The following is a 21,263-nucleotide window of genomic DNA, read 5'->3' on the forward strand; positions in this document are numbered from 1 at the left end:
CCTTCGGCTAGTTAGCCGGGGGCTCCTGATGCATCTGCGAAATGATCATAGGGACCTTGCATACTTACTTCTTCGCAAGCTCCAGCAGTTTACGAAGATCGCGGGACATCGACGTAGGCGAGCATTCGGCACCCGAGCGGAGACGGTCGATGAGCGCGACGGCTTCCAGGCTAGTCACGGTGCGCACGTCGGCGCCGGAGCCGAGGCTGTCGCGCATCTAACGCTCGGCGGCGGTGCCGCCCGCCGCGCCGGACCCGGCGCCTTTCATGGTCATCCGGCGCGCGAACGGGCTACCCGTCGGGCACGCGATGCGCGTGCATATTCAGATGCTGGTCCGTCGCATGCCGCTGCAGGATATTGCTTTTTTAGAGATTCCCGGGGTGGGGGACAAATATTCGCCAAATACCGGACGGAGTCGGTTGGCCGGCGGCATAATCGCGGCCGAGTTGACGAGCGGGAATCCGAGAGGAAGGCATCCAAGATGCCGTTGAATGCGTCGGGGGCGTCCGCGTTCGCGCAATGACCGGCTCCGGGGATAACGGCGAGCCGCGAGCTCGGCTCTAGCCGATGCAGTTCCGTTGCGGCATCGCGCGCGAGATTCAAGTCGTGCTCTCCGACGATAATGAACAGCGGATAAGGCACGGGCGTCGTTCTCGGAGAGAACAGGGCGTTAGATCCGCCCATAGAGGCGAACGACCTTCTTCGGAACGAACGGAGCCCTTGAGCGAATAAACGGCGTCCTTGGTCGGTGCGGCAGGATACGGAGAGGACGTACTTTTTTGAACCGCGTCATCGAGAAGAGAATGTACATGATCCACTTCAAGCCTTCTTTGCGCTGCGCCGACAGAATTCGTTCGTTCGCGATTGCCCTGCGGGCTCGAGCGAAATATAGCACAACCCGCGCCGTCATGGTATGATTCGGAAGACTATGAACGGAGAGGAAAGAGCGCTGTTGAAGACGTTGGTCATCGCGGAGAAGCCCGATATGGGCCGCAATATCGCCTCCGTTATCGAGCCCAAAGCTCAGAATAGACGCTCCTATCTTGAAGGAGAAAACTATATCATCACGTGGGCGATCGGGCACTTGATCGGATTGGCGGAGCCCGACCTCTACGACGAGAAATACAAGAAATGGCGGTTCGGCGACTTGCCGATCATCCCTGATCAGTTCAAGTTGCTGCCGAACCCGAATACGAAGGATCAACTGAAGGTCATCGAAGAGCTGGCGGCCCGAAGCGGCGAGCTCGTTAACGCGTGCGATGCCGGGCGCGAGGGGCAGCATATTTTCTCCCTCATCGTCAGGCACTTGTCGCTGAAGCAACCGGTGAAGCGGCTATGGATATCCGACCTTACGGCGGAGACGATTCGCAAAGGCTTCGATCAGCTGAAGGACAATACGGAATACGACAACCTGACTCAAGCGGCCAGGGCGCGAAGCGAAGCGGACTGGCTGATCGGCATGAACGGCTCGCGCGCGTTCACGACGAAGCACAACGAATTGCTGTCCGTCGGGCGCGTCCAGACGCCGGTGCTCGCGCTTATTTACGACAGGCAGAAGCAGATCGAAGCGTTCGATTCGCTGAAGTTTTACGACATTACCGGGATCTTCGCTCAAGGGGACGCCGCGCCGTATAAGGGCATCTGGCAAGGGGACAGGCTGACCGATCCGGAGAAGGCGGAAGCGATCGCGAACAAGGTCCGGGGCAAGACGGGAGCGATCGCGAGCTACGAGGTCAAGGATACGAAGGAGTATCCGTTCAAGCTATACGACCTGACGTTGTTGCAGCGGGAAGCGAACGGCAAGTTCAGCTTCTCGGCGAAGAAGACGCTCGACGTCGCGCAGGCGCTGTACGAGAAACACAAGGTCATCTCTTATCCGCGGACGAACTCGAACTACGTTAACGAGCAGAACATCCCGGAGATGCACAAGATTCTGGACGCGATGAGAAGCTCTCCGGATTATGGGGACTTCGTGCAGGGCGCTAACAAGCGGTTCGTTCACGTGAACAACAAGAACGTGTGCAACCCGGCCAAGGTCGAGGATCACCACGCGATCATGCCGACGATGAAGAAGCCGCAGGGGCTTTCCCCGGACGAGCGCAAGCTGTACGACCTGATCGCCAAGCGGTTCCTTTCTCACTTCTATCCGGCGGCGGAGTATAAAGTACATACCGTTCTCACCGAGGTGGAAAAGGAAACGTTCAAGACGACGGTGAAGCAATTGCTATCGCTCGGGTGGAAGGTCATTTACGCCGCGGATGCGCCGTCGTCCAAGCCGTCTTCGTCCGGCTCTTCCAAGGACGGCGGCAAGGACAAGGAAGACGGAGCGGGATCGGCGGAAGACGAGACGCTGGAGACGGACGCGCATTTCGAGATCGATCCGGCCGGGTCGGTCGTCTGTTCCGACGTCGAAGTGAAAGAGAAGGAAACGCAGCCGCCGAAGCACTATACGGAAGGCACGCTCCTGAAGGCGATGGAAAGCGCGGGCAAGCAGATCGAGGACGAGGAGCTTCGCGACGCGATGAAGGATTCCGGACTCGGTACGCCGGCGACGCGGGCGGCGACGATCGAACGGCTGAAGAACGTCGGTTACGTCGACATGCAAGGCAAGAAGATCATGATCACGCCGAAGGGACGGACGGCGATCGAGCTCATCCGCGGAGCGGGCGTCGAGCTGCTCACGTCGCCGGAGATGACGGGCCAATGGGAGCGCAGGCTGACGGAAATTTCGCGCGGACAAGCGTCGGCCGACACGTTCATGGGCAACGTCAAAAGGTTTACGAGGTTGATCATCGACAAGGTTAGCGTTCAACGGCCGGCGGCGAGGAACGCGTTCGCGAAGCCCGAGCCGTCCGCGAAAGGCGGCAAAGGCAAGGAGGGGGCGGACGACCGGAAGAAGGCTCGGGAGTCCTCCAAGGCGGCAGCCGCCAAGTCATCCGCCGCGACGCCCGGCAAGAACGCCAAAGCGGCAGCCGCCAAGCCGGAAGCGGCGGGCGGACAGCCCGGCACGATCGGCGTATGCCCGCGTCCAGGGTGCGGCGGCCATATTTTCATGGGACGCAAGGGATACGGTTGCAGCCATTATAAGACGGGGTGCGGCTTCGTCATCTGGAAAGAGAGCTTCGACCGGACGTTAACCGACGCGATGGTCAAGGCGCTCGTCGAGAAAGGAAAGACGGGCAAATTGAAATTCAAGACTCCCGAAGGCGAAGCTTACGAGGGTATCATCGTGCTGAAAAAGGCGGAAACGGGCGAGCTTTCGCTCGAGCGAATTTGACTTTCGCCGAATACGCGACAAAAAGACTAGTCCCGATGCCGGGGACTAGCCTTTTTTACATGGCGCGCATCATGGTTCGCAAGATGCAGGTAAGCGCTTCCAGAACTAATCGTGGTTTATTCTTCCATTCGACTCGCGCATGAAGGAAAAAGTCGAACGCCGAGCGGTTCAAGAGCATTGCGACTTATTGGAGATTGATCTATTAGCCTATTAAGTTATCGGCACTCGTTCATTCGGACTAGATAAGATCCGTGCCGTTCGGCATGACGCAATATTCAGAAAATTGAGGAATTAGATGGATTCAAGGAACTTCGTTTCGCCGCTTATGATTAGACACATCGAACCAGCGAACGACACGCTCCGCTGAATCTCGATAAAGGCAAAGCCGACGAAAGTCGGCGACGCAAAGCTATAGGGGCTAAAACGCGAGAGCGTGATGCCAGCCAGCTGCCGAAAGATGAAGGGGAGTTTCTTTAATGAACCCTCCTTTCGGGAAAAGGTGGGTTATTTTGCGTATGGAGGGGGGATTTCAGTCGAATGAAGCTGATCATTCAAGAGAGCGGACAGCTCGTCGGCCATCGAATCGCGGAGGCGTATTCCTTCCCGCGGCGATTCAGAGGGCTTATGCTGACGGGTTCGCTATCGGAAGGGTCCGGCTTGCACATTCGACCGTGCCGGGGAGTGCATTCTTTTTTCATGAAGTATCCGATCGATGTCCTTCATCTGGACGAAGAGGATCGCATCGTCGGTATTCAGCTGCGGCTGGATCCCGGCAAGCTTGGAACGGCTTTCCGGGGGACGCGCTCCGTCGTGGAGCTCCCGGCGGGAACGCTCGAACGTGCATGCGTCAGGCTAGGACAGAAGGCAGTGTTTCAAGCAAACACGCCTCTGGCGTCCCAGGCGACGACAGAGTAGCTTTGCGGAGGTTATTCAGAGAGGGATAAGCGTGAAACTTATGAATTCTGAATAACGAGAAAGCCATTAAACCCACTATTAGGAGGAAATTAAAAATGATGAACAAATTCAAACAACTGGTGAAAGACGAGCAAGGTCAAGGGATGACGGAGTACGGCTTGGTGCTTGGCCTAATCGCGGTAGCGGTCGTAGCGGCTTTGATCGCTCTGCGCGGACACATTATCGCCTTGTTCGATAACGCGGAAGATACGGTCGGCGACGCCAAAACCCAAATGACGTCGACGACAACGACGACCCCGTAAGCGGCTGCGTCTGCGGATGCCCGGAAGGCCATACGTCGAGAACGTATGGCCTTCTTTAATCCCCGAAACGGAGGAACCGTCGTGTGGGCCAATGCAATTCTGTTAATGGCGATAATCGCGTGCGTCGTAACCGATCTCAGGAACAGGAAAATTTATAACGCCGTCGTTTTCCCGGCGCTCGCGGCTGGAATCGGCATACATGCTTTCGCGGACGGCTGGGCGGGTATCGCATTCTCGTCGCTCGGCTTCGCGCTCGGCTTGGGGATCCTTCTTATTCCTTATATGCTCGGCGGAATGGGCGCGGGAGACGTGAAACTTCTGGCGCTCGTCGGAACGCTTAAGGGGGCCGCGTTCGTCGCGGCGACGTCCGTGTACATGGCGTTGATCGGCGGATTGATCGCGCTGGGCATCGTCCTGTTCAAGAACGGCTTCCGAGACCGGATCCGATTCGTCGGTTACGTGTTGCTGTGTCTAAGGCTCAGGGTTAAGCCCGCCATCCATGGAGTTTGGACTTCGGGAGCGTATCCTTACGGCGTCGCCATCGCGGGCGGATCCGCCGTATGCTTGTGGTTGAGAGGATGGGGAGCGGGATGATCAAGGAACAGAAAGGGCAGTCGCTCGTCGAATTCGCCCTGCTGCTCCCGCTATTGCTGCTGCTAATCTGCGGGGTCGTCGATATCGGACGGCTCATGTTCGCTTACGCCAGCTTGAATATGACGACGCAGGAAGCGGTTAGGCTGGGGGGACTCGGCAAGGGGGACGCGGAAATCGCGGACTACGCCAAAAATCATCTTCGCGTGGGAGACGCCTCCGACTTAGAGGTGACGATCACGCCGGGACAGGCGACCAGAAAAAACGGAGACGATATTACCGTCAAATTAACTTATTCCTTGCCGCTGATTACGCCATTAATGACGGAAATCATCCCGGCTCCGGTACTGTCCGCGAATTCGACGATCCGGGTGGAATAGGAGGGGGCAGAATGTTGCGGAAGGCCAAGAAGCTCTTACGGGAACAACAGGGCAGCTCGATCGTATTGATGGGGATGTCCCTGCTGTTGCTCTTGACCGTCGCGGGACTCGTCGTCGACGGAGGCACGATGTATGCCGCCAAGAGTCACCTGCAGAAGGTTGCCAATGCGGCGGCGCTATCGGGAGCGCAGGAATTAACGGGTCAGCAAGCAACCGTAGAACAGGTAATCGACGACATATTGAACAAGCACCATGAACGGGACAGCTTGGCCGAATCGAACATTGAAATGAAATCGAACGTCCGCGTCAGCTTGCATAAGCAAATTCCGCTTAGTTTCAGCCGACTGTTCGGCAAGAAAAGCGTATCGGTGGACGTCCAAGCGTCGGCACGGATTTTGCCGCTGGCGGCAGCGGCGGGCGCGGCTCCTCTCGGCATCGACGAGTCCATTCCTCTCGAATACAACAAACCTTACAAGCTTAAGGTTGATAGCTCCGGCGTCGATACCGGCTACTTCGGCATCTTGGCGTTAGGCGGTCCCGGCGCCAATACATACGAAAGCAACTTGAAATACGGCTACCAGGACGAAATCGAGATCGGAGACGTTATCGATACGCAGACGGGGAACATCGCGGGCAAGACGAGGGACGGCGTGCAGCTTCGCATCGACTCGGACCCTTATCCGCCGGGCGACTACTCGCATCGGGATTCTCCCCGAGTGATCCTCATTCCGGTATACAAGCCGTATGACTACGGAGACGGACAACTCAAGCAAATCAAAGTGACCGGGTTCGCTTACTTCTATATCTCGGAGCCGATGTCCAGCAAGGACACTTCGATTACCGGCATGTTCATCGAGAGAACCGCGACCGGTTATACGAAGCCCGGCACGGTGGACAAAGGCGCGTTCGGGATCAAGCTGGTCGAGTAGCCCAACATTTACCCTGAGGACAGGTGACATCCGATGAGATCGAAATTGATATTAATAGCCGCGCTCCTGATGGGAGTCGCGACGACGCTATTATTTTTCAATTACATGAAGCAGTACAAGGAAGCGCCGGCGGACGACACGGAGTTCGTCAACGTCGTGGCGGTCAAGCAAGACGTCAGGGAAAACACGAAGCTGTCTTCCGGGATGCTCGAGATCATTCAAGTGCCGATGTCCGGGGCGCACGCGCATGCGCTCACGAGCCCGACGGAAGCCGACGGCAAGGTGACGGCTTCCAATCTCGTCGCAGGGGAGGTACTGCTGGCCAATCATCTGAAGGATCAAAAGGAAGAAGCTCAATTCGTCTCCAAGAAGGTGCGAAGCGGCTATCGCGCGGTATCGATCGGCGTGAACATCGTCCAATCGGTATCGAACCTGATCGAACCGGGCGATTACGTCGACGTCGTGTTCACGAAGAAGGAGAAAATCACCGAGCAAGTCGTATCGACGGAGCTGCTGAAGAACGTGCACGTACTCGCGATCGGCAGACGGATGGTCGAAGCGGAGGCCGATACGCCTTACGAGGAATATGCCCAAGTGACGCTGGAGCTTCAGCCCGCGGACGGAGTGAAGATCATCAATGCGGACGAGGACGGGGACGGCATGATCAGCCTCATGCTGAACAGCCGGATCGTGCAGGAGGACAAGGTCAAGGCGGCGCAATAATCGGCGAAGCCGCTTAGCGGCGAACGGCGAACGGCAAGCGGGAATCGGTTACGGGAGGAACGGGCAATGGGCAAAGGGGACACGAGGAACGAAGACCAGCCGGGCGGCAAGCGGGGCGAGATGATCGTCGTCTGCAGCGCCAAGGGAGGCATCGGGCGCACCGTCATGGCGGTCAACCTGGCGGTCGCCCTGACGAAGAAGAACATTCAAATCGGATTGCTGGACGGCAGCTTCCAGTTCGGAGACGTCGCGCTTGCGCTGGATCTCCATCCTACGTTTACGATTAAGGATATCGCGGAAAACATCGAGTCGATGGATCGGTATACGCTGGCCGGGTTTCTTATTCAACATAGCAGCGGAGTGAAGGTGCTTGCCGCGCCGGAGCGGCCCGAATACGCAGACTTGGTTACTCCGGCTCTCATCGACCGCGCATGCGATCTTCTGCTCTCGCATCATGATTATTTGATCGTCGATACGGGCGCCGGATTGCAGGAGAAGACGCTCCAATTCATCGAGAAGGCGGATCAAATCTTCGTGCTGACGACGCTGGAGATGACGGCGATCAAGAACACGAAGCTCATGCTGGAGACGCTGGAAGTGCTGGGCTACAAGGATAAGGTGCAGCTCATCATCAATCGGTCAACGATGGATAGCGTGATCAAGGCGCCTGACGTGCCGGATATCCTAGGGGTCGAATCGACGATCTATGTCCCTAACGATTTTCACCTCGTCTCGCAATCGCTTAACATAGGCATTCCCTTCGTCATGAACCAAGCGAAGACGGAGACGGCGAAGGCGATATTCAAAATGGCGGAGCAGCTTATTTCCCGACGGGAAATTTCTTTGTTTCAGCCGAAGCAAGCGTCGTTCATTCAACAGCTGTTCCACAAAACGTCTAAAAATATCACCTCGATCTTCTGAGGAGGCCATCCGATGAGTTTGCTGGATAAAGTACAAGCCAAAGCCGTTCAGGCGACGCCGGACAACGAGCAGGAGCAAGCCGTCGATCGGGCGCAGCAGCCGTCGGCGAACAAGAAGGATTTGTTGTCGACGTTCCGGCAAATTCGAGGCACGGATCCGCGCCCGAAGGATCAGACCGCCCACATTTCAAAGCATCAGGAACTAAAGAACAAGCTGCACAAGCAAGTGCTGAACGATCTCATGGACGATGACGTGGAGAGCATTCTGCCCAAGATCGACGCGATGGCCGTCGAGCTTATCATGGAGGATGAATCGTTCCGGGGCAAGGTCGACCGCAAGAAGGTCGTGGACGAGCTCATTCACGATCTGACCGGATTCGGTCCGATCAATCCGCTTTTACTTGACCCGGACATCACCGAGGTCATGGTGAACGGCCCGAACCAGGTGTACGTCGAGCGCGGCGGCAAAATCGAGCTGAGCTACGTGCAATTCCGGGACGACGAGCACGTGATGCACATTATCGAGAAGATCGTCTCCCCGATCGGCAGAAGGGTGGACGAGAGTAGCCCGATGGTCGATGCCCGCCTTCCCGACGGGTCCCGCGTGAATGTCATTATCCCGCCGCTCGCGCTGGGCGGGCCTACGATTACGATCCGTAAGTTTTCGAAGGATCCGTATACGATCGACAACTTGATCGATTTCGGCACGGTGACCCGCGATATGGCGATTTTCCTGGAAGCCTGCGTGAAAGCAAGGTTAAACATCTTCGTGAGCGGCGGTACCGGCTCCGGCAAGACGACGACGCTGAACGTGCTGAGCTCCTTCATTCCGAGCGACGAGCGGATCGTGACGATCGAGGACGCCGCGGAGCTGCAGCTCGGACAGGATCACGTCGTGTCGCTGGAGTCCCGGCCGTCGAACATCGAAGGCAAAGGCGCGATCACGATTCGCGATCTCGTGCGCAATTCGCTGCGGATGCGGCCGGAACGCATCGTTATCGGGGAGGTTCGCGGCGGCGAAGCGCTGGACATGCTTCAGGCGATGAATACGGGCCACGACGGTTCGCTCGCGACCGGTCACTCGAACAGTCCGAGGGATATGATCTCGCGTCTGGAGACGATGGTGCTCATGGGCGGGATCGAGCTTCCGGTCAAGGCGATCCGCGAGCAAATCGCCGGCGCGCTCGATTTGATCATCCAGCAGTCGCGGTTGAAGGACGGCTCCCGCAAAATCACGAACATCACCGAGGTGCTCGGAATGGAAGGGGACATTATCGTGCTGCAGGATATATTCGCTTATCGGCAGTACGGCGTCGACGAGCGCGGCGGGGTCGTCGGCAGTCTGCTGCCGACCGGCGTGAGGCCGAAGTTCTACGAGCGGTTGGAATCGTCGGGCATCCACATTCCGGCCTCGGTATTCGTCGATGGGGGGTGAGGGCATGGCATGGATCGTCGTCGGCATGTTCGCGCTCAGCAGCTTTTTGATCTTTTTCGCGATCTTGCAGCTCATGTTCCTGACGTCGAAGCGAATGGACAAGCGGATGAAGCATTTCTTGGATTTGAACGACAAGAAGCAGCTAAGCCGCAAGAAGTTCAACCTGCTCGTCCAACTGCAGTTATATAAAGGCGCCGTGCGCGACAAGGTGTTGACGAAGAAAAAAGGCAAGCGCCTCGAAACGATGCTTAGTCTGTCCGGCGTTCCGCTGAAGCCGGAAGAATACATTCTGTTCCAGTGGATCAGCATGGCCATCTGCGGCGGATTGCTGTTCCTGCTGTCCGGCCAGTTCCTTATGCTGATCGTCGGCGTCGCGATCGGATTCATGCTGCCGCGCTGGTGGATCGGGAAGAAACGGAAGGCGCGCATGACCGAGTTCAACGACGGCCTGCTCGATTTGCTCACGACCATTATCAGCTCGCTCAGGGCGGGCTTCAGCTTCACCCAGGCGCTCAAGACGGTTGTCGACGAATCGGAAGGGACGGTACACGACGAAGCGGAAATCGTGCTCCGGGAAATGCAGTACGGGACGAGCATGGAGGACGCCCTGAACGAGTGGAAGGAAAGGCTGCCGAGCGAGGACTTGGACTTGATGATCCAAGCGATTCTCATTCAGCGGCAAATCGGCGGCAATCTTGCGGTCATCCTCGAGACGATCGTGCAGACGATCCGCGACCGCAACCGGATCCAGCGGCAGGTCACGACGCTTACCGCGCAAGGGCGGCTGTCCGGCGCCGTCATCGGCCTTCTTCCGTTCGTGCTCAGCTTCCTGCTTTATTTGATTCAGCCGTCTTATATCGGATCCCTGTTCTCGAATAAGATCGGCATCGCGATGGTGTCCGCGGGGCTGTTCTCCGGCATCATCGGCTTCATGTTCATTCGCAAAATCACGACGATCGAGGTGTGAACGGATGCTTTACGTCGCTTTTTGTTTGACGGTCACGCTGACGGTCTATTCGTTCTTCGTCCTTCGGGAAGAAAGGCAGAAGCTCGTGAAGCGCCGGCTCGCCCATATTACGGGAGGTCTGGCGGTGGATAGCGCGGGCATTGGCTTGGCGGTTCCGGACCCGACGGGCAAGGAAAACTCGCTTCTCGGCAGGTTGATGATCCCCGTATGGAGAGAGTTCCGGAAGGGCTTCAGCCGTACGCTGCAGGAACGCAAGGAAGCGCGAATCGAGCTCAGGCTGTTGCAGGCGGGCCGGCCGTTCAACATGTCGCCGGTCGATTACAGGATTATCCAACTGCTGATGTTTCTCGTTCTTCCGGCGGGCTTCGGGTTCTACGGCCTCGTGCTGAACGTCGGCACGGGCGGCGCGATCATGATGGCGCTTATCGGGCTGGTCATCGCGGTCATGCTCCCCGGTTATTATTTGGGCTTGAAGACGAAAAGCCGCAGCCGGGCGGCGCTTCGCGAGCTGCCGGACGTGCTGGATCTGCTGACCGTCAGTCTCGAAGCGGGGCTCGGCTTCGATGCCGCGCTCAGCAAGCTGATCTCCAAGAAAGACGGAGTGCTGGCCGGGGAGTTCAAGCGCTGCCTCGAGGAAATCCGGTTAGGAAAGACGAGACGCGAGGCGCTTGGGGGCGTGAAGGAGCGGCTCGCACTCGAGGAGCTTCGGGTGCTGATCGGAAGCATCCTGCAAGCCGAGAAGCTCGGCATCGGGATGGTGCAGGTGCTTCGGATCCAGTCGCAGGAAGTGCGCGATCGGCGCAAGCAACGGGCGGAAGAGGAAGCGATGAAGGCGCCGATCAAGATGCTGTTTCCGCTCGTTTTGTTTATTTTTCCAAGTCTATTCATCGTGCTTCTCGGTCCTGCGGTCATTCAGATGATAGAAACGTTCTCCAAATAGATAGAACGGGCATTGCGAAGGAGGACTTAGCGTGCGTATCGGCGAGCTTCTGGTCAAGAACGGCCTCGTGACGGTCGAACAGCTCGAGAAGGCATTGGCGGAGCAGCAACGAAACCCGGTCAAGCTCGGGGAACTCATGGTCGCCAAAGGTTACATCGACGAACGGCAACTGGCGGAAGCGCTCGAATTTCAGCTTGGCGTTCCCGTCGTGAACTTGGCCGAAGCGGCGCTCTCTCCGGCCGTCGTTCACCTCGTTCCGGAATCGCTCTCGCGCAAGCACGGCGTCCTTCCGGTCGGACGCGACGGGGGAAGGCTCCGGCTGGCGATGCTGGATCCTCTCGACCAGGAGGCGATCAAGCAAATTCAGGCGGTGTCCGGACTCCGCGTACTGCCGATGCTCGCGACCCGGACGGAGCTCGGGGATGCGATCGCCCGGCACTACGGATCGGATGAATCGGCCGAGGAATTGAAGCGGATTTTGCGGCGCGGCATGGAAAACAAGGCTGGCTGCGTTCATCTCGAAGCGGCGGAACGGGGACTGAACATCCGGCTGAGACCCGTTCGGGCGTCGGAGTTGCAGGACGACGGGCACGTGACGAAGCTAATGCAACCTATTCTCGTCGATCGCATTAAGCGGATGGCGGGCCTTCGGGTGGAGGAGCGGTCGATTCCCCAGTCCGGCCGGTTTCAAACCGACGTCGATCATCGGCCGGTCGAGGTGCATGCGTCGACGTTGCCGACCTTGCACGGGGAAAGCTTGGCATTGCGGCTGTCGGATCCTTATTCGCAGCTGCTCAAGCTATCCGAGCTGGATTTCGCGGACGACCAACTGCAGGCGATCGAGAAGGCGGCCGGACGGACCGACGGATTGATGATTCTTTCCGGCCCGCCGGGGGCCGGGATTACGACGACCGCTTATTCCCTCTTGGAGCGCAAGCGGGCGGAAGCGTTCAAAATCATTAGCATCGAGGATCCGATCGCGCGGGTGATGCCCGGCATTACGCAGACGGAAGCGAACGGGCATTCCTGCCTTACGACGCCGATCGCCCTTCGCGGCGCGTTGAGGCATCAACCGGACGTTGTCTCGATCGACGGCTTATCGGACGCGGAGACGGCGGAGACGGCGTTGGCGGCATCCCGCTTCGGACTGCAGATCGTCGGCACGATGAAGGCGCGCGGCGTCTTCGACGCGCTAGGCCGACTGATGGCCATGGTCCGCGACGCCGACCTGCTCGCTTCGTCGCTTGCTTGCGTCGCGTCCCAGCGGCTCGCGCGGCGGGTGTGCTCGCAATGCGCGCAAACCGTGCCCGCGACGGACGAGGAAATCAGCCGGTTCGATTCGGCATCCCTCTTAAGCGCCGGGGACGGGAAAAAGGGCGGAAGAGGCGGACCGATCGGAAACTTTAGGTCGTTCCTGTTCACGCAGGTGAGCGGGAAACCGGCGGTGACCCGAGGGGAAGGCTGCCGCGTGTGCGGTCAAACCGGTTATCGGGGGCACGTTCCTTTACATGAGGTGCTGTCGATCGACGCTACGGTTCGCGAGATGATCGCGGCGCGCAGGCCGCTTGCCGAAATCGAGAAGCACGCGATGCAGAACGGCCACCGAAGCCTGCTGCAAGACGGTATGGTCAAAGCCCGCGAAGGGCTGACGACGGTAGAAGAGGCGCTTCACGCGGTTAAATGACGGATAAAGGTGGACGAGGGGATGGCTTACCGGTTTTTGGTCGTCGACGACACGAGCTTCATGCGCAGAATGGCGGCGGACCACTTGCGGGAGTTCGGCTACGAGGTCGTCGGAGAAGCTTCCAACGGCAAGGAAGCGGTAAGGCTGTATGAAGAGTTGCGGCCGGACGTCGTACTCATGGATTTGACGATGCCGGAGATGAGCGGCACGGAGGCCATCAAAGCGATTTTGGCGATTCATCCGGCGGCAGTCGTGCTCATTTGCTCGGCAAGCAACCAGAGGGAGCTCATCTTGGAGGCGATGGACGCCGGCGCCAAAGGGTACTTGATGAAGCCTTTCGGCGCCAATCGCTTGCTCGAGGTCATTCGCAAATACGCGGAGCCGCATCTTGTTCCGGTTATCTCGGCTTCGATGGAGGCTGCGGCGGCGGAAGAGGAAGAACGGCCTCGCGAGGAATTTGAAGCGGGCGGAGCTGAGTTGGCTGTGGGATCGGAGGAGACGGAGCGGTCCGCAAGGACGGCGGAATTCGCGGGGACGAGCGAATCGGAGGATACGGAACAATCGGGTGTAACCGAGGAACCTGGGGAACCAGAGGAACAAGAGGAACCAGAGGAACCGGGGGAACCAGGGGAACCAGAGGAACCTGAGGAACCAAGGGAACCAGAGGAACCAGAGGAACCAGAGGAACCAGAGGAACCAGAGGAACCAGAGGAACCAGAGGAACCAGAGGAACCTGGGGAATCCGAATACTCCGAGGGAATCGCCAATGAGGTTGCTAGCGAGGGCGCAAACGCGAAAAGGGGGAAAAATGAATTGAAAAGCTTCGTCAGCAGTTACATGTGCCAGTGGCAAGAAGAACGGGACGGCGTTACGGTGGAGTATTCCGCCGTCTGTACGGGAAGCGAGAACCGGCTGCTCGTCGAACGAAAGGACGGTGACGGAGAAAAGCAAACCATTCCGTTCTCGATCGACGGCTTCCGCCAGCTTTCCGGTTGGCTGGACATTCATAACAAGGCGAACGGATAACAATCTAAGCATGTCAATCTAGGCATTGCCAAACCGGATGCCATAGGGTTAACTTAAATAGAGTAGAATCGAATATCAAACGGGTGCTCGATGAAGTCGGGCTGAGATTGCGGCCGCATGCCGCCGACCGTCGATCTGATCTGGGTAATGCCAGCGTAGAGACGAATTTGCCGAGCATTCGCGAGCCGTTCGCTCGATTGCCGCGCGTTAGCCTGCCTTCATCATATGAGGGGCAGGCTTTTTCAATAACAAGGAGGTTCGATCGCATGATCGTCATGAACGAGAAAATCAAAGCATCCGAAGTGCTGCTTACGGGGCTGAACGGAGAAAGCCTGGGCGTCGTGAAGCGGGACGAAGCGCTTCGATTGGCGCGGGAGGCGAAAGCCGATCTCGTATGCGCGTCGCTGTTCAGCAGTCCGCCGCCGTGCAAGCTGGTCGCGCGGGGAATGGCCAAGCAGGACGCGGCCAAGAGCAAGCTGGACGATCGGAAGAAAGACCAGCCGCTCAAGGAAAAGGAAATCCGCCTGACCGCGAGCATCGAGGACCACGATTACGAGACGAAGACGAGGCAAGCGGACAAGCTGCTCGCTTCGGGCAACGCGGTGCGGCTCGTCGTGAAGATCCAAGGCAAAGAAGGGCCGCGAGCGAAGGAATTGCTGGAGAGAATGCTGAAGGATCTGGCCGCGAGCGGCAAGAAGGAAACCGGCATTCAGCTCAGCGGCAAACAAGCGGCCGTCCGGGTGCTCCCGACGTAATCGGGAGACCGGCGGCCGCTTGTCGGCGGTACTTGCGGGATATGGCGGTTGTCGGGATTTATTCCGCTTTAAGGGCCACGGCGACCTGAGCCGCGACTTTCGCGTTATGGTAGACGAGGGCGATGTTCGTCTCGAGGCTGCGTCCGTTCGTCAGTTCTTTGATGCGGGCGAGCAGGAACGGCGTCACTTTTTTACCGGTAACGTGCTGATCTTTCGCCTCGTTCAGCGCTTGCTGGATAACGCCTTCGATCTCGTTCTGCTGCAGGGCGGATTCGGCCGGAACCGGATTGGCGATGACCGCGCCGCCTTCGAGGCCGAGCGCCCACTTCGTTCGCAGAACGTCGGCCACTTGGGACGGTTCGTCCAAGCGGAAGTCGACGCCGTAGCCGCTCTCGCGGGCGTAGAAAGACGGGAACTCGCTCGTCTTGAAGCCGACGACGGGAACGCCGTGCGTCTCCAGGAATTCTAGCGTGCGGCCGATGTCGAGAATCGATTTTGCGCCGGCGCAGACGACGGCGACGTTCGTGCGAGCGAGCTCGGTCAAGTCCGCGGAGACGTCCATTGTCGTCTCGCCTTCGCGATGCACGCCGCCGATGCCGCCGGTGGCGAACACTTCGATGCCCGCGAGCGCCGCGCCGATCATCGTGGCGGCGACCGTCGTCGCGCCGATTTTGCCGGAGGAGAGAATATAAGGGAAGTCGCGGCGGCTCACTTTCTCGACGTTCTTCGTCGTGCCGAACGCTTCGAGCTCTTGCTCGTTCAGGCCGATCTTGATTTTGCCGTCCATGATGCCGATCGTGGCCGGCACGGCGCCTTGCTCGCGGATGATCCGCTCGACCGTCTTCGCCATCTCGATGTTCTGAGGATACGGCATGCCGTGGGAAATGATCGTCGTCTCGAGGGCGACGACGGGGCGGCCGTTCTCGAGCGCTTCCCGGACTTCGTCGGTAAAGGTCAAGTATCGGCTGGAAAGTTCGTTTGCGATTTTGTTCATCATAATCTCTCCTTGGCTGTAAGTTGTAGCGATTGCTCGCTTAAGCTGGCGGATACGGACTCGGCGGTTTGCAACGTCAGGTGCGCGGCGGCCAAGCCGTATTGGCAGGCCTCGAGGTAAGACGCGTCTTGCAAAATGCCGTAGGCGACGCCCGCGACGAAAGCGTCTCCGGCGCCGGTCACTTCGACGACGTCCGTCGGGATCGGGGGAACGAGCTTCTCGCCCTCGTCGCCGGAATAGAAGACGCCAGCGCTTCCGGCGGTAATAAAAACGTGTCTGACGCCTCGGTCGCGAATCGCACGGGCCAGGGCGGCGTAATCGGCGGTTGCGGCTTCGGTCGGAGCGTTCTTGAAGCCGGCGAGCTCGACCGCTTCCTCCAGATTCGGGAAGATCGCGGTGACGCCGGTCAGATCGGCGGGCAGTTTCTTCGCTTTCTCCGACGAGACGGGATCGATGAACAACGGAAGCGAGTTGTCCCGGCAACGGGCGACGAGCTCGTTCAGGCCGTCGGCGGCGAGATTGGCGTCCGCGATCGCCAGCTTCGAAGCGGCGATATGCGGCCATTTCTCTTGAATGAGACGCGCGTCGAACTTATCGTAGATGTCCATGTCGGCGAAGGCGACGTACATCTCCCCGGTGACGTCGAGGAAGGCGGTATACGTTCCCGTTTTCTCCTGGGGAAGCACTTGGCAGAGGGCGGCGTCGACGCCCGCCCGGGTCGTTTCCTTCAGCACCCATTGACCGGCTTGGTCGTCGCCGACGACGGACAGCAGGGAGACGGTCGCGGACAGGCGCGCGAGATTTTCCGCGATATTGCGGGCTACGCCGCCGCACGTCTCCTTCACGTTCGAAGGATTGGACGACGCGGGGCGAATCGGCCTCTTGCTCGTCGCTTTGCTGTCCAAGTTGGCGCCGCCGATGCAGAGGACGGAGTTGCTCTCGGGCAGCACGTAAGCCCGTCCGCGCAAGCTGCCTTTCTTCGTCAGCGAGGCGATATAACCCGCGACGGCCGATCTCGAGATGCCGACGGCGCCGGCGATCTCGTTCTGCGAGATAAACGGATTGCGGCGAATGAGCGCCAGTATTTGTTGCTCGCGGTCCATGGCAAACCAGCTCCTTCCCCGTCATGGCGGCTTCGATAGCTTTAGTGTAGCTCAATGTCGGACAAATGTCCATAAAATAAACTTTTGTTTTAAGTCGGGAAATGGAGATGATCTCATAATACGCATACCGGATCGCATGATCGAGGAAATTAGAGAGAACGCGAACGCAAGAGGGCCGAACGGCTCGTTAGCCCCATCTATCGTCGATTATATGTACGAAGCGGGGTTATTCAAGCTGTTCGTGCCGAAGACGCTCGGCGGATCGGGGCTCGGATTGCCCGAAGCGTTGCGCGTGTTCGAGCAAGCTTCTTGGGCGGACGGCAGCTTCGGCTGGCTCGCGACGATCGGTTCCGGCGGCGGCTTCTTCTCCGCGACGCTACCGTCCGAGCAAGCGCGCGAGTTGTTCGGTCACGGCAAAGCGCTCGTCGCGGGAAGCGGCCATCCGAACGGAAAGGCGATTCCGATCGAAGGCGGTTATGTCGTGACCGGGCGCTGGCAGTATTGCAGCGGCGCAGTGTACGCGAGCGTATTTACGGCGAATTGCCGCATTCAAGGCTCGGGAGGCCCTCTAGGCTCGGAAGTCGAAGAGACGATTCGGTCTTTCGCGTTCCTGCCGGAACAAGTCAACGTTATCCGCGATTGGAACGCCTTCGGCATGAAGGCGACGGAAAGTCACTCGATCGCCGTCGAGAACGCGTTCGTGCCGGCGGAGCGCACATTCGATATTATGGGCGAGCCGCGGTTCGACGATCCGATTTTCCGTTATCCGTTCCTTCCGTTCGCGCAGACGTCGTTCGCTTCCGTCTGTCTCGGCGTTTGCAGGCATTTCCTCGAGGAAGCCCGCGATTTCGCGGACGCCCGGCAATCGGAGTGGGCAATCTCGCGTCCCGGCCGGTTGGGGGCGCTTCGTGAAGCGCTTGAAGAGAGCGAAGGTGCTTTGACCGCGGAGGCTGCGAACTTCCACGCGACGGTCGAACGGACATGGAGCGCATTCGTCGCAAACGGGGCGCTGACCGAGGGGGAATCGGGCGAAGTGGGAGCAGTGTGCAAAGGGATGGCTAGTGATGTATTAGCGCATGCGCATACGATATTTCCCTTGCTCGGCATGACCGCGTTGATGGAAGACAAGCCGCTCAACCGGATTTGGCGCGATCTGCACACGGCCGCGCAGCACTCGGTGTTGTCGCCGGTCTAAGTGAGGAGGACGAGCGGATGGAGAACGGGGAGATCGAGGAGACCGAGGAGACTGAGGAGACTGAGGAGACTGAGGAGACTGAGGAGACTGAGGAGACTGAGGAGTAGGACGAAGTTGGTCTACTTTAGGGCACCTCGAGAGCCGTAGTTACTTGGGAAGCAGTTATTGTATTACTCGAAGTCTCATCGAAGTACCGTAGTTGCTTTTGAAGCAACTATTGAACGATTCGAGGTCGCTTCGAAGGGCTGTAGTTGCTTTCGAAGCAACTACTAAACGATTCGAGGTCGCTTTGAAGGGCTGTAGTTGCTTTGGAAGCAGTTAATGAACGATTCGAGGTCGCTTCGAAGGGCTGTAGTTGCTTACAAGGCAACTATTGACATGCGCTTTGCGATTGGCCATAGTCAGGCGAAACCGAACGACAAGCCGCACTCGGCACATTCCGGTACCGGTAGTCAGGCAAAACCGAATTACACGCGGTGAAACATGAATTCGGAGGCCTGCTGTCAGGCGAAACCGAACTACACGCGGTCAACCAAGTCATTCGGGGGCCTATAGGCAGGCAAAACCGAACTGCAAGCCGCACATAGCGCGCTCCGGTACCAATAGCCCGGAAAACCTAATTGCGTGCCGCAAGTAGACCCGAAATCAAAATCCCCTACAATAAAAAGGCCGGATAAACGGAGTCCCCTCCGCCTATCCGGCCTTCGCCATACCCTCTTACACCCTCTCGACGTCCACGCGGGTCGAGAAGAAAGTCGCGCCGCCGCCCATGTCGGACAGACGCTGCGAAGTCAGAGCATTGACGGACTGCACGCCGTCGTTGCCGTGTTCCCACCAGAGCCCTTGCGTGACGAGCACGCCCGGCAGCACGTTATTTGCCACTTTCAAAGTAACGAGCGCTTCGCCGCGTTCGTTACGCAAGCGAACGCGGTCGCCGTTCGCCAATCCCCGAGCGGCCGCGTCGTCGGCGTTCATGTCCGCCGTCGGCTGCTTCTCCAGCCGCTTCAGACGGTCTTGATTGCCGAACGTGGAGTTGATGAAGCTATGGTTCGGCCCGGTGACGAGCAGGAACGGCATGTCGTCCGGCTCCCGGAGCGGCACGTATTCCGGCACCGGCGGCAATCCCGCGCGCCGCATAGACTCGGAATACAGCTCGATTTTGCCGGAAGGCGTCGGGATGTTTCCCGGGAACAGCGAAGGGGCGTCCAGCTTCATCTTCGCCCAGCCGTCCCGCTCCAGCGTCTCGTACGTCAACCCGTCAAGATGTGGCGTGTCGTAGTCGAGCGCCTCCCGGATCATCTGCTCCTCGGTGATATCGAACGCTTCGGGCTCGAAGCCCATCCGCAAGCCAAGCTCCTTGAACAGCGTGAAGTTGGATTTGCATTCGCCCATCGGCGCGATGATCGGTTCGTGCAATTGCAAATATAAGTGCCAGTAGGACGCGAACAGGTCGACATTCTCGAAGTGGCTCGTCGCCGGAAGGACGATGTCCGCGTATTTGCACGAGTCGGTGAGGAAAAGGTCGTGCACGACGGTAAACAGATCGTCCCGCATCATCCCTTCTCTTACGCGGTTCTGATCCGGCGCGACGACGGCGGGATTCGAGTTGTACACGAACATGAACTTCACGGCCGGTTCGGCCGAGAGCAGCGCGTCGCCGAGCCGATTCATATTCACCCATCGCGGCAACGGCCTCGGCATCAAGTCCGGACGTTCGAGCTTCCGCGCGTTCAAAGCCGAATAATGCCCGTTGCCCTTGATCGCGCCGCCTCCGCGCACGTTCCACTGGCCGGTCAGCGCCGGCAGGATCGAGATCGCGCGGACGGCCATGCCGCCGTTATCGTGATGCTGCAAGCCGTTGCCGATGCGAATGAACGCCGGAGACGCGCTGCCGTATTCGCGGGCAAGCCGTTCGACCGTCTCCGCCGGCACGCCGCTAATTTCCGCGACGACTTCCGGCGTATACTTCTCGGCTTGCGCGACCAATTCGTCGTAGCCGACCGTATTGGCGGCCACGAACTCAGCATCGACGAGCCCGTCGCGGATCAGCACGTGCATCATGCCGAGGGCAAGAGCCGTGTCCGTGCCCGGCAGGATCGCGACGAACTCGTCTGCCCACGCGGACGTCCGGTTGCGGTGCACGTCGATGTGGACGATTTTCGCGCCGCGCTTGCGGGCTTCCGTCAAATAAACGACCTGATGCATGTTCGTCGATACGATGTTGCAGCCCCAGACGAGCGCGTACTTCGTATGCACCGTATCTTCCGGATCGCTGCCCGCCGACGCGCCCATCGTGTAACGATAGCCCGCCGAGCCGGCCCCGTTGCAGATCGTCCGCTCGAGCTGGCTCGCGCCGAGCCGGTGGAAGAACCGGCGGTCCATGCCTTCGGCGTTCAATATGCCCATGTTGCCGTAGAAGCTATAGGGGAGGATCGCTTCCGCGCCGTGGCGCGATGCGGTGTCCTTCAGTTTGCCGACGATCTCTTCGTAAGCTTCTTCCCATGAGATGCGCTCGAATTCGAGGGTCCCTTTCGGTCCGGTCCGTCTCATCGGATACATGATTCTGTCCGGATGGTACACCCGCTCGTTCAGGTGCCTTACTTTATTGCAGATCGCGCCCTTCGTGACCGGATGCTCCGGATTGCCATCGATGGACGCGATGACGCCATCTTCCATCGTGACGTGCAGGCTGCACGTGTCCGGACAGTCGAAAGGACATACCGATCTGACGATTTTCGTGTTTTTATGTTCTCCAGCCATAGTCGTTGCCGTTGCCATCGTAAAGTCACGCTCCGTTCTCTATTCCCCAGTATACCGTAAAATGAGCCGCCGATATATTCTCCGAATGCAGGAAACGCGAGCGACCGAACGGGCGATTCGTGCGAATAGTCTTCCGTCACTTTCGCGCCTTAATTCAAGCCCGAAGGGGAATAAAACCCGCTGTCGGAGGTTATGCTACCCAATAGCGCCAGTGATGGGGCGCTACCGGGTTTTGTTTTGGGAAAAAGGGGTTGTGCGGATGACGTAAGGAATAAACGGCGCGTGATTGCTTTTTACAACGGAATCTGTTATAGTCAAGACTATCGAAATCGTGACCTGATTCACAAAATGGAAGGGTTATGTTTTT

General features: G+C 58.6%; 18 protein-coding genes and 1 riboswitch. Of the genes, 15 read left to right on the forward strand and 3 right to left on the reverse strand.

Translation table 11 applies throughout. The annotated features are described in order from the left end of the window. Positions 1 to 952: 952 nt before the first annotated feature. The 14 genes from ACFPPD_RS11410 (at position 953) to infC (ending at position 14,844) form a co-directional block, all read left to right on the forward strand. Positions 953 to 3,277 carry a type IA DNA topoisomerase gene (locus ACFPPD_RS11410; protein WP_209750509.1) on the forward strand — a complete coding sequence of 775 codons (2,325 nt, stop codon included), beginning with the start codon at positions 953 to 955 and terminating at the stop codon, positions 3,275 to 3,277. A 368-nt stretch (positions 3,278 to 3,645) separates the two neighbouring features. Next, positions 3,646 to 3,732: riboswitch (cyclic di-GMP riboswitch) on the forward strand. Positions 3,733 to 3,814: 82 nt separating this feature from the next. Beyond that, positions 3,815 to 4,192: a DUF192 domain-containing protein gene (locus ACFPPD_RS11415; RefSeq protein WP_209750511.1), complete on the forward strand. Its 378-nt coding sequence runs from the start codon at positions 3,815 to 3,817 to the stop codon at positions 4,190 to 4,192. A 95-nt stretch (positions 4,193 to 4,287) separates the two neighbouring features. Further along, the gene (locus tag ACFPPD_RS11420) at positions 4,288 to 4,494 is read left to right on the forward strand and encodes a Flp family type IVb pilin (RefSeq protein WP_209750513.1); all 207 of its coding nucleotides are present in this window, start codon (positions 4,288 to 4,290) and stop codon (positions 4,492 to 4,494) included. Between the two features lie 81 nt (positions 4,495 to 4,575). Next, positions 4,576 to 5,088: an A24 family peptidase gene (locus ACFPPD_RS11425; protein WP_209750515.1), complete on the forward strand. Its 513-nt coding sequence runs from the start codon at positions 4,576 to 4,578 to the stop codon at positions 5,086 to 5,088. Continuing rightward, positions 5,085 to 5,465 (forward strand): TadE/TadG family type IV pilus assembly protein, encoded by a 381-nt coding sequence (locus tag ACFPPD_RS11430; protein WP_378082255.1) that lies wholly within the window; start codon positions 5,085 to 5,087, stop codon positions 5,463 to 5,465. Before ACFPPD_RS11425 ends, ACFPPD_RS11430 begins: the two co-directional genes overlap by 4 nt. Before the next feature lie 11 nt (positions 5,466 to 5,476). Then, positions 5,477 to 6,394 (forward strand): pilus assembly protein TadG-related protein, encoded by a 918-nt coding sequence (locus ACFPPD_RS11435; RefSeq protein WP_209750516.1) that lies wholly within the window; start codon positions 5,477 to 5,479, stop codon positions 6,392 to 6,394. A gap of 33 nt (positions 6,395 to 6,427) precedes the next feature. Further along, positions 6,428 to 7,117: a Flp pilus assembly protein CpaB gene (gene cpaB, locus ACFPPD_RS11440; protein ID WP_209750518.1), complete on the forward strand. Its 690-nt coding sequence runs from the start codon at positions 6,428 to 6,430 to the stop codon at positions 7,115 to 7,117. A 66-nt stretch (positions 7,118 to 7,183) separates the two neighbouring features. Then, positions 7,184 to 8,038, forward strand: a complete 855-nt coding sequence (locus tag ACFPPD_RS11445; RefSeq protein WP_209750520.1) for an AAA family ATPase — start codon at positions 7,184 to 7,186, stop codon at positions 8,036 to 8,038. 12 nt (positions 8,039 to 8,050) lie between these two features. Then, positions 8,051 to 9,472: a CpaF family protein gene (locus ACFPPD_RS11450; protein WP_209750522.1), complete on the forward strand. Its 1,422-nt coding sequence runs from the start codon at positions 8,051 to 8,053 to the stop codon at positions 9,470 to 9,472. A gap of 4 nt (positions 9,473 to 9,476) precedes the next feature. Further along, positions 9,477 to 10,439 carry a type II secretion system F family protein gene (locus ACFPPD_RS11455; RefSeq protein WP_209750524.1) on the forward strand — a complete coding sequence of 321 codons (963 nt, stop codon included), beginning with the start codon at positions 9,477 to 9,479 and terminating at the stop codon, positions 10,437 to 10,439. 4 nt (positions 10,440 to 10,443) lie between these two features. Beyond that, complete coding sequence (locus ACFPPD_RS11460) at positions 10,444 to 11,379, forward strand: type II secretion system F family protein (protein ID WP_209750526.1); 936 nt, start codon at positions 10,444 to 10,446, stop codon at positions 11,377 to 11,379. A 31-nt stretch (positions 11,380 to 11,410) separates the two neighbouring features. Then, the gene (locus ACFPPD_RS11465; RefSeq protein ID WP_209750528.1) at positions 11,411 to 13,063 is read left to right on the forward strand and encodes a GspE/PulE family protein; all 1,653 of its coding nucleotides are present in this window, start codon (positions 11,411 to 11,413) and stop codon (positions 13,061 to 13,063) included. A gap of 21 nt (positions 13,064 to 13,084) precedes the next feature. Continuing rightward, positions 13,085 to 14,089, forward strand: a complete 1,005-nt coding sequence (locus ACFPPD_RS11470; RefSeq protein WP_378082261.1) for a response regulator — start codon at positions 13,085 to 13,087, stop codon at positions 14,087 to 14,089. A 266-nt stretch (positions 14,090 to 14,355) separates the two neighbouring features. After that, positions 14,356 to 14,844, forward strand: coding sequence for a translation initiation factor IF-3 (gene infC / locus ACFPPD_RS11475; RefSeq protein WP_209750531.1), 489 nt, complete (start codon positions 14,356 to 14,358; stop codon positions 14,842 to 14,844). Positions 14,845 to 14,902: 58 nt separating this feature from the next. Here infC and ACFPPD_RS11480 read toward each other — a convergent pair whose 3' ends face one another. Both ACFPPD_RS11480 and ACFPPD_RS11485 read right to left on the reverse strand, forming a co-directional pair. After that, positions 14,903 to 15,838 (reverse strand): pseudouridine-5'-phosphate glycosidase, encoded by a 936-nt coding sequence (locus tag ACFPPD_RS11480; protein WP_209750533.1) that lies wholly within the window; start codon positions 15,836 to 15,838, stop codon positions 14,903 to 14,905. Further along, positions 15,838 to 16,941 (reverse strand): carbohydrate kinase, encoded by a 1,104-nt coding sequence (locus ACFPPD_RS11485; protein ID WP_209750535.1) that lies wholly within the window; start codon positions 16,939 to 16,941, stop codon positions 15,838 to 15,840. The genes ACFPPD_RS11480 and ACFPPD_RS11485 overlap by 1 nt, the downstream gene beginning before the upstream one ends. A gap of 136 nt (positions 16,942 to 17,077) precedes the next feature. On the opposite strand from ACFPPD_RS11485, the gene ACFPPD_RS11490 reads away from it, so the two are divergent. Continuing rightward, positions 17,078 to 18,136, forward strand: coding sequence for an acyl-CoA dehydrogenase family protein (locus tag ACFPPD_RS11490; protein ID WP_209750537.1), 1,059 nt, complete (start codon positions 17,078 to 17,080; stop codon positions 18,134 to 18,136). A gap of 717 nt (positions 18,137 to 18,853) precedes the next feature. On the opposite strand, the gene ACFPPD_RS11495 is transcribed toward ACFPPD_RS11490, so the two are convergent. Then, the gene (locus tag ACFPPD_RS11495; protein ID WP_378082266.1) at positions 18,854 to 20,914 is read right to left on the reverse strand and encodes a molybdopterin-containing oxidoreductase family protein; all 2,061 of its coding nucleotides are present in this window, start codon (positions 20,912 to 20,914) and stop codon (positions 18,854 to 18,856) included. Positions 20,915 to 21,263 lie beyond the last annotated feature (349 nt).

It is taken from the genome of Cohnella suwonensis (assembly GCF_042655365.1).
GTDB classification, from domain to species: Bacteria; Bacillota; Bacilli; order Paenibacillales; family Paenibacillaceae; genus Cohnella; species Cohnella suwonensis.

What these genes read in the sequence shown, in the direction of transcription:
- ACFPPD_RS11415 (WP_209750511.1), top strand. Translation starts at nt 3,815, where the DNA reads ATGAAGCTGATCATTCAAGAGAGCGGACAGCTCGTCGGCCATCGAATC.
- ACFPPD_RS11420 (WP_209750513.1), top strand. Translation starts at nt 4,288, where the DNA reads ATGATGAACAAATTCAAACAACTGGTGAAAGACGAGCAAGGTCAAGGG.
- ACFPPD_RS11430 (WP_378082255.1), top strand. Translation starts at nt 5,085, where the DNA reads ATGATCAAGGAACAGAAAGGGCAGTCGCTCGTCGAATTCGCCCTGCTG.
- ACFPPD_RS11435 (WP_209750516.1), top strand. Translation starts at nt 5,477, where the DNA reads ATGTTGCGGAAGGCCAAGAAGCTCTTACGGGAACAACAGGGCAGCTCG.
- cpaB (WP_209750518.1), top strand. Translation starts at nt 6,428, where the DNA reads ATGAGATCGAAATTGATATTAATAGCCGCGCTCCTGATGGGAGTCGCG.
- ACFPPD_RS11445 (WP_209750520.1), top strand. Translation starts at nt 7,184, where the DNA reads ATGGGCAAAGGGGACACGAGGAACGAAGACCAGCCGGGCGGCAAGCGG.
- ACFPPD_RS11450 (WP_209750522.1), top strand. Translation starts at nt 8,051, where the DNA reads ATGAGTTTGCTGGATAAAGTACAAGCCAAAGCCGTTCAGGCGACGCCG.
- ACFPPD_RS11455 (WP_209750524.1), top strand. Translation starts at nt 9,477, where the DNA reads ATGGCATGGATCGTCGTCGGCATGTTCGCGCTCAGCAGCTTTTTGATC.
- ACFPPD_RS11460 (WP_209750526.1), top strand. Translation starts at nt 10,444, where the DNA reads ATGCTTTACGTCGCTTTTTGTTTGACGGTCACGCTGACGGTCTATTCG.
- ACFPPD_RS11470 (WP_378082261.1), top strand. Translation starts at nt 13,085, where the DNA reads ATGGCTTACCGGTTTTTGGTCGTCGACGACACGAGCTTCATGCGCAGA.
- infC (WP_209750531.1), top strand. Translation starts at nt 14,356, where the DNA reads ATGATCGTCATGAACGAGAAAATCAAAGCATCCGAAGTGCTGCTTACG.
- ACFPPD_RS11480 (WP_209750533.1), bottom strand. Translation starts at nt 15,838, where the DNA reads ATGAACAAAATCGCAAACGAACTTTCCAGCCGATACTTGACCTTTACC.
- ACFPPD_RS11485 (WP_209750535.1), bottom strand. Translation starts at nt 16,941, where the DNA reads ATGGACCGCGAGCAACAAATACTGGCGCTCATTCGCCGCAATCCGTTT.
- ACFPPD_RS11490 (WP_209750537.1), top strand. Translation starts at nt 17,078, where the DNA reads ATGATCGAGGAAATTAGAGAGAACGCGAACGCAAGAGGGCCGAACGGC.
- ACFPPD_RS11495 (WP_378082266.1), bottom strand. Translation starts at nt 20,914, where the DNA reads ATGGCAACGGCAACGACTATGGCTGGAGAACATAAAAACACGAAAATC.